At 61.9% G+C, this 16,062-nt stretch carries 9 protein-coding genes and 4 pseudogenes; 2 read left to right on the forward strand and 11 right to left on the reverse strand.

The genetic code is table 11. The features are described 5' to 3' along the window. Window positions 1-42: 42 nt before the first annotated feature. From lpxK to BSK43_RS05575, 6 genes are all read right to left on the reverse strand, one after another. Window positions 43-1,092, reverse strand: a complete 1,050-nt coding sequence (gene lpxK / locus BSK43_RS05550; protein ID WP_077471414.1) for a tetraacyldisaccharide 4'-kinase — start codon at window positions 1,090-1,092, stop codon at window positions 43-45. Between the two features lie 84 nt (window positions 1,093-1,176). After that, window positions 1,177-1,908 (reverse strand): HAD family hydrolase, encoded by a 732-nt coding sequence (locus BSK43_RS05555; protein ID WP_077471413.1) that lies wholly within the window; start codon window positions 1,906-1,908, stop codon window positions 1,177-1,179. Window positions 1,909-1,919: 11 nt separating this feature from the next. Further along, on the reverse strand, window positions 1,920-3,239 hold the full coding sequence (gene waaA / locus BSK43_RS05560) for a lipid IV(A) 3-deoxy-D-manno-octulosonic acid transferase (RefSeq protein WP_077471412.1): 1,320 nt from the start codon (window positions 3,237-3,239) through the stop codon (window positions 1,920-1,922). A gap of 180 nt (window positions 3,240-3,419) precedes the next feature. Beyond that, window positions 3,420-3,665 carry a DUF4170 domain-containing protein gene (locus BSK43_RS05565; RefSeq protein ID WP_077471411.1) on the reverse strand — a complete coding sequence of 82 codons (246 nt, stop codon included), beginning with the start codon at window positions 3,663-3,665 and terminating at the stop codon, window positions 3,420-3,422. A gap of 61 nt (window positions 3,666-3,726) precedes the next feature. Beyond that, window positions 3,727-4,536 carry a 3'(2'),5'-bisphosphate nucleotidase CysQ gene (locus tag BSK43_RS05570; RefSeq protein ID WP_077471410.1) on the reverse strand — a complete coding sequence of 270 codons (810 nt, stop codon included), beginning with the start codon at window positions 4,534-4,536 and terminating at the stop codon, window positions 3,727-3,729. Between the two features lie 27 nt (window positions 4,537-4,563). Further along, complete coding sequence (locus tag BSK43_RS05575; RefSeq protein ID WP_077471409.1) at window positions 4,564-5,916, reverse strand: TldD/PmbA family protein; 1,353 nt, start codon at window positions 5,914-5,916, stop codon at window positions 4,564-4,566. A 150-nt stretch (window positions 5,917-6,066) separates the two neighbouring features. On the opposite strand from BSK43_RS05575, the pseudogene BSK43_RS05580 reads away from it, so the two are divergent. Further along, window positions 6,067-7,885: pseudogene (locus BSK43_RS05580) on the forward strand (monovalent cation:proton antiporter-2 (CPA2) family protein). Between the two features lie 157 nt (window positions 7,886-8,042). On the opposite strand, the gene BSK43_RS05585 reads toward BSK43_RS05580, so the two are convergent. From BSK43_RS05585 to BSK43_RS05595, 3 genes and pseudogenes are all read right to left on the reverse strand, one after another. After that, on the reverse strand, window positions 8,043-8,909 hold the full coding sequence (locus BSK43_RS05585; protein WP_068384660.1) for a patatin-like phospholipase family protein: 867 nt from the start codon (window positions 8,907-8,909) through the stop codon (window positions 8,043-8,045). Window positions 8,910-8,927: 18 nt separating this feature from the next. Further along, window positions 8,928-9,493, reverse strand: a pseudogene (gene rsmD / locus BSK43_RS05590) (16S rRNA (guanine(966)-N(2))-methyltransferase RsmD). Continuing rightward, window positions 9,490-11,525, reverse strand: a pseudogene (locus tag BSK43_RS05595) (pseudouridine synthase). Before BSK43_RS05595 ends, rsmD begins: the two co-directional pseudogenes overlap by 4 nt. Window positions 11,526-11,597: 72 nt before the next feature. Between BSK43_RS05595 and BSK43_RS05600 the strand changes: the two are divergent. Continuing rightward, window positions 11,598-12,056 carry a nucleoside deaminase gene (locus BSK43_RS05600; RefSeq protein ID WP_077471407.1) on the forward strand — a complete coding sequence of 153 codons (459 nt, stop codon included), beginning with the start codon at window positions 11,598-11,600 and terminating at the stop codon, window positions 12,054-12,056. Between the two features lie 72 nt (window positions 12,057-12,128). Here the strand turns inward: BSK43_RS05600 and BSK43_RS05605 are convergent, their stop codons facing one another. Both BSK43_RS05605 and ileS read right to left on the reverse strand, forming a co-directional pair. Continuing rightward, window positions 12,129-12,758 carry a hypothetical protein gene (locus BSK43_RS05605; protein WP_077471406.1) on the reverse strand — a complete coding sequence of 210 codons (630 nt, stop codon included), beginning with the start codon at window positions 12,756-12,758 and terminating at the stop codon, window positions 12,129-12,131. 134 nt (window positions 12,759-12,892) lie between these two features. Continuing rightward, window positions 12,893-15,774 (reverse strand): annotated as a pseudogene (gene ileS, locus BSK43_RS05610) (isoleucine--tRNA ligase). Window positions 15,775-16,062: the final 288 nt, after the last annotated feature.

Below are 16,062 nucleotides of genomic sequence, written 5' to 3' on the forward strand. Positions count from 1 at the left end.
CTCCCATTGCATATTGAGCTCGCATCGCGCGGCCGTGGCAATCTAGCCGGTCTTCCGGTTGCCTGCTTCCCCTAAGCGTCGCTCGCGGGCCGCCGCGATCGCCCTGTCGATGATGAGGCCGGGCGCATTCGGATCCTCAAAAACCATATCGATCTCGATCACCCTGCAGCGCCTCAGCAATTCGTCGGCGCGGCCGTGATGACCGATCAGGCGAACGTAATCCTTCGACGTCGTGACGATCTCCAGACCTTCGCGCGATGCGATGTCGAGAATATCTGAAACCTCATCCTCACCCGGGTGCTCGTGATCGCCGAAGGTGCGCGTGACCGCGATATTCGCCCCGAGCGTCTCGACCGTACGGAAGAATTTGGTGGGGTCGGCTATGCCGGCAAAGGCAAGCACCTTGCGGCCGCGCAGATCCTCCTGTCCGCGCACCTTGACGGAGGCGGTGAAGAAAGGCTTGCCAGCCCTTGCCGCAAGCCGCACGACGCGATCCGCGGCGACACCCTCGCCGACCTTCAGCAGGCCGGAGGCGTAGAGAAGCTGGGTGCGCAGCGGCGCCCGCACCGGACCGCCCGGAACGAGATGGCCGTTGCCGATGCCCCTGCCGGCATCGATCACCACCAGGGCATAGTCGATGGCAAGATGCGCGCTCTGGAAGCCGTCATCCATGATGATGAGATCGGCACCCTCGCGCACCAGCCGTTCAGCCCCTTCGGCGCGGCGACGAGCGATGACCGTGAGGGCCTCGCGGGCAAGCAAAAGCGGCTCATCGCCGACGGCGGTGGCGTGATGATGTTCGGGATCGACCACCGTAGTAACATCGAGCGAGCCACCATAACCGCGGCTGAGGAACCCCGGTGTCAGACCCTTGGCCTTTGCAGCCTGGGCAAGAGCGAGCGCGGTTGGCGTCTTGCCGGCCCCGCCGACGGTGAAATTGCCGACGCAGATCACCGGCACCGGCACGGATGCGCGCTTGCCATTGACCATGCGGTGTCCGGCAATGCGGCCATACAGAAATGAGAAAGGTGAGAGCCCCCAGGCACGCCAATCCGGTTTTCGCCACCAGAAAGGTGGTGCTTCCGATACCATGTGTCTAATCCAGCCTCGCGCCTGCGACTTCAGCAAAGCGGAAAGAAAGGGCAGATCGCGCGAAAATGCAAGCCTTTGCCAAGATCACGCCGATTGCGCGATCGGCATGAGCAGGCTCTCGAGTTCGGTGATGTTGTCGAGGCAATAGTCGGATGCGGCGGTCAGCGTCTCGCGCGAGCCCGTCCCTGTCAGCACACCGACCGTCAGGCCAACGCCGGCATTGCGCCCCATGTGCAGATCGTGGTTGTTGTCCCCGACGACGGCGACCTGGGCTGGCGAAAGACCGGTGGCCGCATAGAAACCGAGCACCATGCCAGGCTCGGGCTTGATGCCGAAGCCGCTGTCATAGCCGGCGATATAATCGAGATAGTCGATAAAGCCGAAGCGGTGAGCTGTCTGGCGTATAGAGCGTTCGTTGTCGCTTGAGGCAACGCCTAGCTTGTAGCCCCGCTCATGCAGCCGCCGAAAGAAGCCGGCGAGATCAGTAACGGGCGACGAAAAATCAGCCGCATGTGCGAAGAGTGCGTCGAGCTTCTCGATCAGTTCCGACACATCCACTTTCGAGCCGGCCGCCACTAGACCTTCGGAAATCTGGCGGGTATTGCCGGCGGCAAGCAGACTATCGGGAACGATGTGGCCAGTGATCGGATCCATGCCGCATGCGGAAAGCAGGTGATCGGCAAGAATGGGATCGCCTTCAGCGGCAATTCTGGCAAGCTCGCGATTGACCGGCAGCCAGCTCGCATCATAGTCGAGCAGCGTGCCGTCCTTATCGAAAAGAATGCCCGCAATCGCTCCCAGCTTGACCGCCGCCATGCCTTTCCTTCCTAACCGTTCGCCATCGTCTTCGGCAGCAGCCGCGCCTTCACGGAAAGCGGATTGATGTAGGGCTCAAGCCCCTTGACCGTTGCTGCCAGTGCGCCACGCATCTCATGCACGGCAACGAAACCGGCATCGATCATGTTGCGACGTGCCGCGTCGTTGGTCAGCAAATAATGCACACCGCGCGCCAGCATCTCGGTATCGCGCACCATGCGGGCACTGCCGCGGCGAGCCAGCACCTGATAGGCATCGCGGAAATTCTGCACATGGCCGCCGGTGAGGATCGCGCAGCCAAGCATGGCCGGCTCCAGCGGATTCTGGCCGCCTTCGTTGAACAGAGATTTGCCCATGAAGGCGACTTCGGTCATGCGCAGATAAAGCCCCATCTCGCCGATCGTATCGCCGAGGAAGACATCGACATCGGCGGACAGGATATCGTTACGGGTGCGGCGCGCCACTTTCAGGCCCTGTTCGACGAGCATCGCCTCGATCGCATCGCAGCGTTCCGGGTGGCGCGGCACGAGGATGGTGAGCTGGCCATTATGCTCCTTCAGCATCGTGTGGACCGAGGCGGCGGCACCTTCTTCACCTTCGAAGGTCGAGACGGCTGCCCAGGTCTTGCGATCGCCGATCTGCTTCATGTAGCCGGCAAGCGTCGGAGCGTCGTAGGACGGCGCATCGGTATCCACCTTGAGGTTGCCCGATTTTATGACCTGCACGGCGCCGAGATCGCGGAAGCGCTCGGCATCGAGATCGGACTGGGCAACGACCAAGGCAAGGTTTTCGAACAGCGCTTCGGCAAGCGACGGATGCTTGCTCCAGCGGGCATAGGAGCGATCCGATATGCGAGCATTGACGAGAATTTGCGGAATGCGGCGGCGGCCCAGCTCGGTGACGGTCGTCGGCCAGATCTCGGATTCGGCGAAAATCGCACAGTCAGGCTGCCAATAGTCGAGGAAACGCCGGATCGCGGGCCTCAGATCGAGAGGCACATATTGATGGATGACCTCGTCACCAAGGCGCTCATGCGCCACCTTGGCCGAGGTGATCGTGCCTGTCGTCAGAATGACGTGAATATCGCGGCGGCGAATTTCGCGGATCAACGGAATGACCGCCGAGGTCTCGCCAACGCTTGCGGCATGGAACCAGATCAACGGTCCCTGCGGACGATTGGCGCTGGCATAGCCGGACCGCTCCAGCTTGCGCGCACCATCTTCCTTGCCCTTCGCCGCACGGACCGCGAGATACGGTCCGATGAGCGGATAGACGGCGATCCCACCAAAACGATAGGCGCTCAAGGCAAGACGCGCCCTGAGGCTGCTCATCTCGATCGACTCCTATCCCAGCTGATCATCATCGATGCCAAATCCCGATTATCAAACGGCCGAATAAACGGCCGATTTTTCGTTCTTATTGTGTCAAAGATACTGCTTCATAGCCGGATTAAAAGCGATAACGCCTCTCCGGACAAAAATATCAAATGCAAATTTCGGTATTAGACGGCCTCAAGACGCCGCTTTTTCCTGCGGGTCGAGCAAGCGATGCAGGTGAACGATGAAATAACGCATGTGAGCGTTGTCGACAGTCTGCTGCGCCTTGGACTTCCATGCCGTCAATGCGCTCGCATAATCGGGATACATGCCGACGATATCGAGTTCGTTGAGGTTGCGGAACTGAACTTCTTCGAGGTGTTCCAATTCACCGCCGAAAACTAGGTGCAGGAGCTGCTTTTTGTCGCTTGTATTGGTCATTTTCGTCTCTTTCTGCTGTCGTCCCCCTCGGCTCTTCATCTGCGGGATTTTGACCGAAAGGTCAACCGTCTCGTCGGTGTGAAAGCTGGCGGAGAAATTCGGGAAGCTGCGAGACCGGCGCGCCGCATAGTTCTTCGTGCGACACCGCGGCACGGTTGTAGCGCAATGCATTGCCCGAGAGATCGACAAGCGCGCCGCCCGCCCGCTCCAGAATGAGATCGGCGGCGGCCAGATCCCAGTCATGCGAATTGCGCTTGACGATCGTCCCTTCCAGGCGGCCATCCGCCACCATGGCAAGGCGGTAGGCCAGCGAGGGAATGTGCTTCACCCTTTCGACCGTCTTGCGGAAGTCCGGGTCAAAGCCCTTGAGCATGTCTTCACCGGTCGCCAGCCGATGAGGATCGTCGCCAACCCAGTTCGAAACATGGATCGGCTCGCCGTTCTTCAACGCCTTACCGCCGGCACTCGCCACGAACAGCTCGTCCAGGGAAGGCGCGTAGAGAACTCCTGCGACCGGACGTCCATCGGTGACGACGGCGACACTGACGCACCACAGGTCCGATCCGGCGAGGAAACCCCTGGTGCCGTCGATCGGGTCGACGACGAAGACGGTTGGATGCGACAGCCGGTCGGCGTCGTCATCGGTCTCCTCGGAAAGCCAGCCATAGTCGGGCCTTGCGGAGCGCAGGATGGCGGAAAGGCTTTCATTGGCGGCATAATCGGCCGCACTGACGGGAGACTGGCCGTTGTTCTTCCACCAGACCTCCGGCGATTGCCGGAAGAAGCCGAGAGCGATCCTGCCAGCCTCTCGCGCGGCCTCAACAATGAGGTCCACATCGCTCGGCTGGCCAGCCTTCTGGCTATCGATCATTCACAAATTCCAATCTTCGCTTGCACCTCAACGTCCGGCCAGCGTCATGCCCTCGATGGCAATCGTCGGAGCGGCGACGCCGAAATCGCGGTCGATATCGTTGGCCGGCGTCACGCGCATGAACATGTCCTTGAGGTTGGAGGCAATCGTCACCTCCGACACCGCGAAGGTCAACTCGCCATTTTCGATCCAGAAGCCGGTGGCGCCGCGGCTGTATTCGCCGGTGATCATGTTGACGCCCTGGCCGATGAGTTCAGTCACGTAGAAGCCAGTGCCAACGCTGCGGATCAGCTCTTCGGCCGAAATATCACCCGGCTCCAGCGCCAGATTGGTCGAGGATGGCGATACAGCCGTGCCGCCGCGCACGCCGCGACCGTTGGTCTTGAGACCGCCGCCGATTTCGCGGGCTGCGGAGGTCGAGAGGAACCATGAATTCAGCACCCCGTCCTCGATCATCACGAGCCGCTTGCCGGAAACGCCTTCGCCGTCAAAGGGCCGCGAGGCGGGGCCACGCACGATCAGCGGATCGTCGGTGATCGAAAGCCCGGCCTTCAGCACCTGCTGTCCCATCTTGTCGCGCAGGAAACTGGTCTTGCGGGCGACGGAGGCACCATTGATCGCGCCGGCGATATGGCCGACGAAACCGCGCGACACGCGCGGATCGAAGACGACGGTGACGTTCTTGTCCGTCGGAACCTGGCGGGGATTGATGCGCTTGACGACCCGCTCGCCGGCTCGACGGCCGATCTCTTCGGCCGTGTCCAGCTCGTTGAAATAGAGGCGGCTGTCGAAATCATAGTCGCGCTCCATGCCCGTGCCTTCGCCGGCGATGACGCTGACCGAACGCCCGAAGCGCGAGCCCATATAGTGGCCGGCAAAGCCATGCGACGTGACCAGAACCAGGCCACCCATGCCGGCGGAGGCGGAGGCGCCCACGGAATTGCTGACGCCTGGAACGGCGAGTGCCGCAGCTTCGGTCGCAAGTGCTGCTTCCCGCAGCTCGGTGGAGGATACCTCAGTCGGATCGAAGAGCTCTAGATCGGGATAGGTCTTGGCGATATCCATCTCGTCTGCCAGGCAGGCGAATGGATCTTCGGGCGACACCTTGGCCATAGCCACAGCGCGCTCGGCAAGTGCCTGCAAATCGAAACCGGGATTGGCGGAAACGCTGGCGACACGGTTGCCGACGAAAACCCTCAGCGAGAAATCATCGCTCTCGGAGGATTCGGTGCCCTCGACCTTGCCGAGGCGAACGCCGACGGACTGGGCGCGCGAACGCACGACGACGGCATCGGCGGCATCCGCACCGGCTTTCCGGGCGAGGTCGATCAACTGGCTTGCACGGGAAAGCAGAGTGGCGGAATCGATTTCAGAGGTCATGATTTGGCCTTTCCTTCGCGTTCCATTTATTGTGCACTACATAAAGCATCAAGGGCGGCCACGCCGATTCTTGTTCTAATCCCTTCACGCATGGTTGTTTATGATGACCACGCGTCGCAAGACCGCCTGCCCCATGGAAAGAAACAGACGATGTCCGCCCCCAATAGTCTCTTCACCGAAACACTGATGCTGCTCGGAGGCACCGTCGTTACGGCGCCGATCTTCAAGAAATTGGGGTTGGGCACAGTGCTCGGCTATCTGGCAGCTGGGGTGGTGATCGGCCCGGTCCTGCATGGTATCGGCGATAGCGAGGCCGTGCTTGCGGTGGCGGAACTGGGCGTCGTCTTCCTGCTGTTCATCATCGGCCTCGAGCTTAAGCCATCGCGGCTTTGGCAGATGCGGCGCGATATTTTCGGCCTCGGCTCCGCGCAGGTGATCTTCAGCGGACTGGCGCTGATGCTTGCCGCCTATCTCGCCAATATTGCCGGCTGGAAGGGCAGCATCATTATCGGCTTCGGCCTGGCGCTCTCCTCGACGGCCTTTGCAATGCAGATCCTCGAGCAGCAGGGCGACGTCAATACCAAGTATGGCCAGCGCTCCTTCTCCATGCTGCTGCTGCAGGATCTCGGCGATCGTGCCGCTGCTGGCGCTGGTCACCGTGCTCGACGGGCCCAAGGAGGCCACCAACCCCCTGCCCGGTCTTGCCATTGCCGTTGCGCAGTGGCGGCGATGATCATTGCGGCCGCTACCTGCTGACGCCGCTTTTCCAGGTGATCGCCCGCACCGGCGCGCGCGAGGCGATGATCGCCGCAGCCCTCTTCGTGGTCATGGGGTCGGCGACCTGATGCAGCTTGCCGGCCTCTCCATGGCGATGGGCGCATTCCTTTCCGGCGTGATGCTGGCGGAATCCTCCTACCGCCATGAGCTGGAAGCCGATATCGAACCGTTCCGCGGCGTGCTGCTCGCCATTTTCTTCATCGCCGTCGGTCTGTCGCTGAAACTCGACGTGATCCTCGACAATTGGGTGCTGATCCTGCTTGCCGTCCCGGTCGTCATGATCATCAAGGCAATCGTCATCTACACGCTCTGCCGCGTGACGGGCTCACCGCATAACGACGCCGTCCGCATCGCCGGCCTGCTGCCGCAAGGCGGTGAATTCGGCTTCGTGCTGTTCAGCGCGGCCAGCGCCAGCGGCGGCCTGTTCTCGGCCAACACGGCCTCGATGCTCATCGCCATCGTCACGCTCACCATGGCGCTGACGCCACTGACGTCAGCGCTTTCGAAGAGGCTGATGAAAGGGGATACGCATGAGGAGCTGGATGAGGATTTCGAAGGCGCCGGCTCCGAAGTGTTGATGATCGGCTTTTCGCGTTTCGGTCAGATCGCCGCGCAGATCCTGCTTGCCAGCGGCCGGGATGTCACCGTCATCGACTTCTCCGCCGATCGTATCCGACAGGCATCGAGCTTCGGCTTCCGCATCTATTTTGGTGACGGCACCCGCAAGGACGTGCTGCGCTCTGCCGGCATCGACCGCGCCAAGATCGTCGTCGTCAGCACGCATCAGCGCGAGGTGACCGACAGGATCGTCGAACTCGTGCAGACGGACTATCCGCATGCGCGCATCTTCGTGCGCTCCTATGACCGCGTTCATTCGATCGACCTGCGTCGCAAGGGCGTCGATTACGAGCTGCGAGAAACGGTGGAATCCGGTCTTCTCTTCGGCCGCCGCACGCTGGAAGCACTCGGGGTCAGCGAAGCCGAAGCCTATGAGATCGGCGAGGATATCCGCAAGCGCGACGAGCAGCGGCTGGTGCTGCAGGTAAGCGAAGGGCTGCAGGCCGGTCGCGACATGCTCTACTCACGGCCAGTCAAGCCGGAGCCGCTGGTCAAGCCCAAGCGTCCGGCCGAAACATACAGCGACGCGGACGATCTCGTCGCCCTGCCGCAGGAGGAGCCGGAGCGGGCATAAGGCAGCTCACTGGTGCCATCGCAGACGGAAAGCGCCGTTTATTTTGCGGAGTAGCTTTAAGCATTTCCAGGAAAAGTGCGCAGCGGTTTTCCGTCCGGAAATGCTTAAAAACAAAGAGATAGAGCGCTTTCGCGATTCGAAGAGAAGCGAAAATGCTCTAGTTCTTCGCCGTCATCACCCGGTCGAGGGCGAATTTCAGCTCGTCCTTGACGCCTGCCGACATAGCGAGAATGTCGCGCGCCTTGAGGAAGTCGAGCACGCCGGTGCGGCCTACGGTCGGCCGTAGAAAGATCTGTGGCGCCTGCAGGCGCAATTTCAGGGCGATGTTCGACTGCATGGTCAGCTGACCGGCACCAAACAGGCTTTCGATGCGGTTGGGAATTTGCCGGCCATTGCCTTCCGGCCCGCCGACCACGTCGATGCCGATGATGATATCGGCAAGGCCGGCCAGATGCTCATAGGGAACCGGGTTCATGATGCCGCCATCGATCATCACCCGTTCGCCGAGCTTGACCGGCATGAAAACCGCGGGGATGGCGGCGGATGCGGCGAGAACCGGAAAGAGCTCACCCTTTTCGATGACTACCTCGACCTGGTCGTAATAATCCGTCGTCACCACCTTAAACGGTATATGCAGCTCTGAAAAATCTTCAGGGAAGGTGGTCGGCAGGAAAGTGCGCAGGATGCGTTCGAGATTGAACTGGCCGAAGCGGATGCTGCGCATGTTGACCGGCCGCAAGCTCCAGATCTTGTTGAGCACGGCCGGACGGTTGCCGACGGTTGCGAGCGTATGATCGCGGATCTCAGCGCCGCTCATGCCGGCCGCCATGGCGGCGCCCATGATGGAGCCGATGGAAGCGCCGGCGATAGCAACCGGCCGGATGCCGAGTTCGTCGAGCGCTTCGATGATATGGATATGGGCGAGGCCGCGCGCGCCGCCGCAGCCGAAGGCAACCGCGACGCTCGGCGTGCTGGAGACAGCAAGCGGATAATCACTGCCGACGAAATCAGCGTAGTCGCCCATTTCCTTCTCCCTCTGCCGTCAAGCCGCCTGCGGCTGATAACGGAAGAAATGCATTTTGCTGTCGCCGAAGGTCCGTTCCTCCAGAAACAGGAAATCCGACGCTACGGCAACCGTGACATCCGCCCGCTCTTCGAGGATGGCCAAAGCGCCGGGCACCAGCCAGCCGCCAGCGGCCGCCGCGGCAAAGGCCTTCTCGCCGAGCCCCTTGCCATAGGGTGGGTCGGCAAAGAGAAAATTGAAGGGATCGAGGTTGCCGACGCTGCCGAGGTCCGTCGCGTCACGCCTCAGCATGCGCGTGCGGCCATGCAGGCCGAGCGCATCGATGTTTTCCCAAAGCAGGCCACGACCTTCGACGCTGCTTTCAACGAACAACACATGGCGGCAGCCGCGTGATGCTGCCTCCAGGCCGACGGCACCGGTGCCGGCGAACACATCCATCATCCGCGTGCCGTCCATGGCTTCGGGATAGGCATGGCTCAATATGTTGAACAGGCTCTCGCGCGTGCGATCGCCGTCGGACGAATATCGTTCGACTTCGGTGTTGCAAGCGAGCGACCGCGAAACTCACCGCCGACGATCCTCACCGCGCGTCAGCCCTTTCCGCCCGGAGCCCCCTGCCGGGACCACCGCGACCGGAACCACCGCGCGGCGGACCTCCGGACGGACGACCTGCGCCGCCCGGCTTGCCTGAGAACCTGCGCGAACCGCCGGGTTGCCACCCGGCTTGCCGCCAAACGACTTGCCGCCGCCCGGCTTCTTGCCGAAGGGCTTGCCGCCGGGCCGATCACCCGCCGGACGGTCACCCTGCGGGCGATCACCAAAGGCACGGTCGCCACGCGGCGGTCGATCTCCGAAGGGACGATCACCACGCGGGCGCTCGGCTCGCTGCTCGCCATCGAAAGCTCTGGCACGAGGACGCTCATCACCCTCGGCGCGCGGCCGACGTTCGCCATAGGGACGATCGCCACGGGGCTTGTCGCCATAGGGCCGATCACCGCGAGGCTTGTCGCCGAAAGGCCGGTCGCCGCGGGGCGGACGATCACCAAACGGGCGTTCGCCGCGAGGACGTTCGGAACGGGCTTCACCATCGAAAGACTTCGCGCGAGGACGGTCACCGCCCTCTGGCCGCGAGCCACGCGGCTTGTCACCATAGGGACGATCACCACGAGGCTTATCGCCAAAAGAGCGGTCGCCGCGCGGGGGGCGATCGCCGAAAGGCCGGTCGCCACGGGGACGGTCGGAGCGCTTGCGATCCGAAGCTTGGTCATCGCCACGCCCAGTGCGGGGTGCTTCCTCGCTCGAGCGGATCCATTCACCATCCGCCTCGGCGACACGGTTGACACGAACGCGCGGGCCTTCGTCAGGGCGGTCAAAGCCGCTGCGCTGCGGGCGCTCTGGTTGTTCACCGCGCCTGATAGCTGTTTTTGTATTCTTGGCCGCCTTCAGCGTTGCCTTTTCGCCAAGAGGACGGGCGCCGGGCGCCATCCAGACATTGGCGTTGCGACGCGCGCCAAGCGGCGGGCGCTTCGGACGATCGTCTTCCTTGTGCCCACTGTCGCGACGGCCTTCGTCACGACGGTCGTCACGTTTGGTGTCGAGACGGCTCAAGGCGCGTTCGCGCTTGTCCTCGGGACGCTCACGGTCACGCTTCGGGCGCACCTCTTTCGTGGCGCGCTGCGGCTTGGCATCCACTTCATCCTCGGCTGCAACCGCGGAGGTGTTGTAGAGTGGCGCATCGAAATTCGCCTTGGCATCGTCGACCAGACGCGGGCCGAGCTGATCGCGCAGCGTACGTCCACGCACCTCCACCACCCGGCCTTCCGGCAGGTCGCCGAGCTGGAACGGCCCGTAGGAAATGCGGATCAGGCGGTTAACGTCGAGGCCAAGCGCACCCATGACGTTCTTGATTTCGCGGTTCTTGCCTTCGCGCAGACCCATGGTGATCCAGACGTTGGAGCCCTGCGTGCGGTCGAGCGTCGCCTCGATCGAGCCATAGAGCACGCCGTCGACGGCGATGCCTTCCTTCAGCTTGTCGAGCGCATCCTGATCGATCTCGCCATGGGCGCGGACGCGGTAGCGGCGCAGCCAGCCCGTTGTCGGCAGCTCCAGAACACGGGCAAGGCCGCCATCATTGGTCAGCAGCAGCAAGCCTTCGGTATTGATGTCGAGGCGGCCGATCGACATGACGCGCGGCAGCTCTTCCGGCAGGTTGTCGAAAACAGTCGGACGTCCCTCCGGATCGGCATTGGTGGTCACCAGACCGGCGGGCTTGTGGTAGAGCCAAAGGCGCGTGCGCTCGATGCCGCGGATCGGAACGCCGTCGACCTCGATCTTGTCGGTAAGGGTCACGTTGACCACAGGCGTATCCAGCAGCACGCCATTCAGCGTGACGCGGCCGTCCATGATCATGCGCTCGATATCGCGGCGCGAGGCAACGCCGGCGCGCGCCATGACCTTGGAAATGCGTTCGGCCTTTCCGTCTCCGGCTGCGGCTTCACCTGCCGTGCTCGCGGCTGCGGCCTTTAGCGGTTTTGTGCCGCTATCGCGCTTTACGGTCTTCTTGTCGCCAGCAAAGGGTTTCGGCCCAGGCCGCTTGGGCTTGTCATTCATTGTCATTTGTTGTTTGCCTGAATTTTTAAGGCGTGTTCCTATCAGGTCACGCCCTTGCAGTTAAGTGGAAAAACTTGAATGGCGGCTACTAATCATTTCATGGAGCTTGCACTGGCCGAAGCGCGCAGCGCCGGTGAACGTGGCGAAGTGCCGATCGGCGCTGTCCTCGTGCTCGACAACAAGGTCGTCGCCAAGGCCGGCAACCGTACTCGCGAACTCAACGACGTCACCGCGCATGCCGAAATCGTCGCCATCCGCCTGGCCTGCGATGAACTGGGGCAGGAGCGTCTTGCAGGCGCCGATCTCTACGTCACGCTGGAGCCCTGCACCATGTGTGCCGCAGCCATTTCGTTTGCGCGCATTCGCCGCCTCTATTACGGCGCCGAGGATCCGAAGGGTGGCGGCGTCGACAATGGCGTGCGCTTCTATCATCAGCAGACCTGCCATCACGCGCCGGAGGTCTATTCAGGCATCGGGGAAACTGTGTCTGCCGGTATCCTCAGAGATTTCTTTCAACCGAAACGCTCTGAAGACTGAAAAATGTCACAGCTCCGCGCGGCGCTGTGACATTTTAAAATTAGTCAGGAAGTCCGCCGCCTGGCGAACTGCTTATTGGAAGGGCTTCCACCAGCTGCTGTTGCTGGACTGCTGCGCGGCTTCCGCATCCTTCTTGCGCTGCTTTTCCTTCTTCGACTCAGGCGTACCGAGATCGTTGAGGGCAGCCTGGTCGGCGACCTGGCGATACTGCTGCGGCGGGTCGATCAAGTAGCGGCGTTGGTCGATATAGGTGCCGGACTGGTCCTGACGCGCGGCGCGATAGGCGGCCGTCTGCTGGGCTTCCGTCATGCGGTTTCTGGTGCTGTCGGCCTGAGCCAGCGGCGAACGATAGTTGACGTCGTTCTTCTTCTCGTCGGCTTCCGTGGCGAGGCGCTTGCGGGCATCTTCAGGCGATTCCAGCCATGCCGGATTGTCCTTGCTTGCCAGCGACTGCTGCGGCTGGGTCAAGTTATCCTTGTCGCCCGCGACAACGAGGCCGGGACGGTTCGGATACTTCACGCCCTTTTCCTTCGGCGTTGCGGCCGAAACGGAAGCGATATCGCCAAGGTCGTCCAGGAGCTGTACGCCGGCCGTCTTGTCGGTGCCGTAGGTCGGGCTGCTGAGGCAGCCAGACATCACGCCGCAACCAATCACAAGTGCCGTCAAGCTGACGCCGACACGAACGCTATGCATCGCTCTCATGAAAACCCTTCCCAGCCATGCCGGAACAAACTTAATAGGACCCCGTTTTACCGCAACTGCCGTAAAATTCAGGCCAATTTCAGGCAGCTTTTACCGGATGAACGCCGCAAAGGCAATTCACCCGGCAATTTTCTTCAGTTGATAGCGCTGAGTTCGCGCAGCGCCGCGGCGTCACGTGCCGAGACATCAGGATATTCCGGATCTGAGCCGACATCCGTGGTGATGCGCCAGGAACGGGCGCACTTGCTGCCCTCGGCAAGCTTCGGCACAACGCTGACCTTGGCGGCGTCATCGAGGCGGAATGCATCCGCCGGGCCTTCACCACCCTCGACGGTGATCCCTGAGGTGATGCAGATTTCGGAGAAATCCTGTCCTTCGAGCACCTTGAGCAGTTCCGGATCGGCAACGTAGACTACCGGAGCAGCTTCCAGCGACGAGCCGATGCGCTTTTCCTTACGCTCGATTTCCAGCGCGCCGGTGACGACGCTGCGCACGGCGCGGATCTTCTTCCACTTCTCGGCCAGTGCCTCGTTCTTCCATTCGGCAGAGACGGCAGCGAACTGTTCGAGGTGAACGGAGACCGCAGACGGGTTGCGCGACAACCATGCTTCTTCCGTCGTAAACGGCAGCATTGGGGCCAACCACGTCACCATGCAGTCGAAGATCGTGCGGATGACGGCAAGCGAAGCGCGGCGGCGCAGGCTCGACGGGGCATCGCAGTAGAGCGCATCCTTGCGGACATCGAAGTAGAAAGCCGAAAGCTCGACATTGGCGAAATCGATAAGCGCGCGGGCAATGCGCTTGAAGTCGAAGGCGTCGTAGCTTTCGCGCACCAGCTCGTCGAGTTCGGCGAGACGATGCAGCATCAGCTGCTCCAGCTCCGGCATGTCGGCATAGGCGATGACCTCGCCCTTGTCGTGCGCCAGCGTGCCGAGCATCCAGCGGATGGTGTTGCGCAGCTTGCGATAGGCGTCGACATTGGTCTGGATGATGGCCTTGCCGACGCGCAGGTCTTCGGCGTAGTCCGAGGTCATGACCCAGAGGCGCAGAATATCGGCGCCGGCATCCTTCATCACTTCCTGCGGCGACGTGACATTGCCCTTGGACTTCGACATCTTTTCGCCCTTCTCGTCCATGGTGAAACCATGGGTGAGGACGGCATCATAAGGCGCGCGGCCACGCGTCGCCGCACTTTCGAGCAGCGACGAATGAAACCAGCCGCGATGCTGGTCGGAGCCTTCGAGATAGAGATCGGCCGGCCATTTCAGATCCGGGCGGTCCTCCAGGGTGAAGGTGTGGGTCGAGCCCGAGTCGAACCAGACGTCGAGAATGTCCATGACCTGCGTCCAGGGCTCGTTGGCCTTCGCGCCGAGGAAGCGCTCGCGGGCACCTTCGGCAAACCAGGCATCGGCCCCTTCCTTTTCGAAGGCTTCGAGGATGCGGGCATTGACGTCGTCGTCCTGCAGGATCTTGCCCTGCTCATCGACGAAGATTGCGATCGGCACGCCCCAGGCGCGCTGCCGCGAAAGGACCCAATCCGGGCGCTGCTCGATCATGGCGCGCAGACGGTTCTGGCCGGCAGCCGGCACGAAGCGCGTGTCGTCGATCGCCTTCAGGGCGCGAGACCGCAGCGTCGAACCATCCGCAAAGTCCTTGTCCATGTAGACGAACCATTGCGGCGTGTTGCGGAAGATCACCGGCTTCTTGGAGCGCCAGGAATGCGGATAGGAGTGCTTGAGACGTCCGCGGGCAAAGAGCGTGTTCGTCTCGATCAGCGCCTTGATGACGAGATCGTTGGCGTTACCCTTCTTGCCGTTGTCGTCCATGACGCGGCCACCCTCGAAACCGGGGGCGTCGACGGTATAGAAGCCGGCATCATCGACCGGGAACGGGATAGCGGAGGAGATGCCGCGCTTTTCGAGGTCGCGGGCGTGCGACGTCCAGGCGTCAAAGTCCTCGCGGCCGTGGCTGGGAGCCGTGTGGACGAAGCCAGTACCGGCATCGTCAGTCACGTGCTCGCCGTCGAGCAGCGGCACCTTGAAGCCGTAACCGAGCGCGGCCAGCGGATGCGCGCAGACGAGCGCCGCCAGATCATTCGCGGTGACATCGCTGAGGCGCTTATACTGCAGCTTCGCCTTGGCAAAGGATTCTTCCGCCAGCTTGTCAGCAAAGATCAGCTTTTCGCCGGGGCGCGGGCCGAAATCATTGGCGGCTTCCGTCACTTCGTAGAGGCCGTAGGCAACACGCGAGGAATAAGCGATCGCGCGATTGCCGGGGATCGTCCAGGGCGTCGTCGTCCAAATGACGACGAAAGTCCCGGCAAGCTCGGCCGGACCTTCGGCAACCGGGAACTTCACCCAGATCATGTCGCTCTCGACATCGGCATATTCGACTTCGGCTTCGGCCAGCGCCGTGCGCTCGACCACCGACCACATGACCGGCTTGGAACCACGATAAAGCTGACCGGTGCGCGCGATCTTCAGAAGCTCGCCGGCGATGCGGGATTCCGCATGGAAATTCATGGTGAGATAAGGGTTGTCGAAATCACCTGTTATGCCGAGGCGCTTGAACTCCTCGGACTGGATCTTGATCCAGCCGGCGGCAAAGTCGCGGCATTCCTGGCGAAACTCGTTCACCGGAACCTCGTCCTTGTTCTTGCCCTTCTCGCGATACTTTTCCTCGATCTTCCATTCGATCGGCAGACCGTGCAGTCCCAGCCCGGAACATAGTTGCTGTCATAGCCGCGCATCTGGAACGAGCGAGTGATGACATCCTTCAGGATCTTGTTCAACGCGTGGCCGATATGGATGTGACCGTTGGCGTAGGGCGGGCCATCATGCAGCACGAACTTTTCACGGCCGGCGGCAGAGGCGCGCAGCTTCTTGTAGAGATCCATCTCGTTCCAGCGGTTGACGAGCTCCGGCTCCTTCTGCGGCAGTCCGGCGCGCATCGGAAAATCGGTTTCCGGCAGGTAGAGGGTCTTGGAATAGTCCATCTTTTCAGGGGTATCGGTCATAGTAGTGACAATTGCCTCGGTGTCTCGGGCGTCTTGCGCCTGGAGGGCGCAGCCATATGGGGATGTTTCGGCGGCGGAAAGCGCCTCGGGAACGGGCGCCAAAAACCCGGACCTTCCGGCAGCTTAAAGCGCGCGGAAGGCCGGGCCAATAATTCGTATCGATAGGCTCAGCCGAAATTGGGTCATAGTCGCCGGTTCATAGGCGTTTTTTCCAAGGAAAGGAAGAGGAAACAATGCCGCCGACACATAGAAAGGCCGCGGACGTTTCCGCCCGCGGCCGATGGAGTG

The sequence above is a fragment of the Rhizobium sp. P44RR-XXIV genome, assembly GCF_001999485.2.
Taxonomy (GTDB): Bacteria; Pseudomonadota; Alphaproteobacteria; order Rhizobiales; family Rhizobiaceae; genus Rhizobium.

Bases quoted from the DNA above. Each gene is read 5' to 3' on its own strand.
- lpxK (WP_077471414.1), bottom strand. From the start codon at position 1,092: ATGGTATCGGAAGCACCACCTTTCTGGTGGCGAAAACCGGATTGGCGT.
- BSK43_RS05555 (WP_077471413.1), bottom strand. From the start codon at position 1,908: ATGGCGGCGGTCAAGCTGGGAGCGATTGCGGGCATTCTTTTCGATAAG.
- waaA (WP_077471412.1), bottom strand. From the start codon at position 3,239: ATGAGCAGCCTCAGGGCGCGTCTTGCCTTGAGCGCCTATCGTTTTGGT.
- BSK43_RS05565 (WP_077471411.1), bottom strand. From the start codon at position 3,665: ATGACCAATACAAGCGACAAAAAGCAGCTCCTGCACCTAGTTTTCGGC.
- BSK43_RS05570 (WP_077471410.1), bottom strand. From the start codon at position 4,536: ATGATCGATAGCCAGAAGGCTGGCCAGCCGAGCGATGTGGACCTCATT.
- BSK43_RS05575 (WP_077471409.1), bottom strand. From the start codon at position 5,916: ATGACCTCTGAAATCGATTCCGCCACTCTGCTTTCCCGTGCAAGCCAG.
- BSK43_RS05585 (WP_068384660.1), bottom strand. From the start codon at position 8,909: ATGGGCGACTACGCTGATTTCGTCGGCAGTGATTATCCGCTTGCTGTC.
- BSK43_RS05600 (WP_077471407.1), top strand. From the start codon at position 11,598: ATGGCGGCTACTAATCATTTCATGGAGCTTGCACTGGCCGAAGCGCGC.
- BSK43_RS05605 (WP_077471406.1), bottom strand. From the start codon at position 12,758: ATGAGAGCGATGCATAGCGTTCGTGTCGGCGTCAGCTTGACGGCACTT.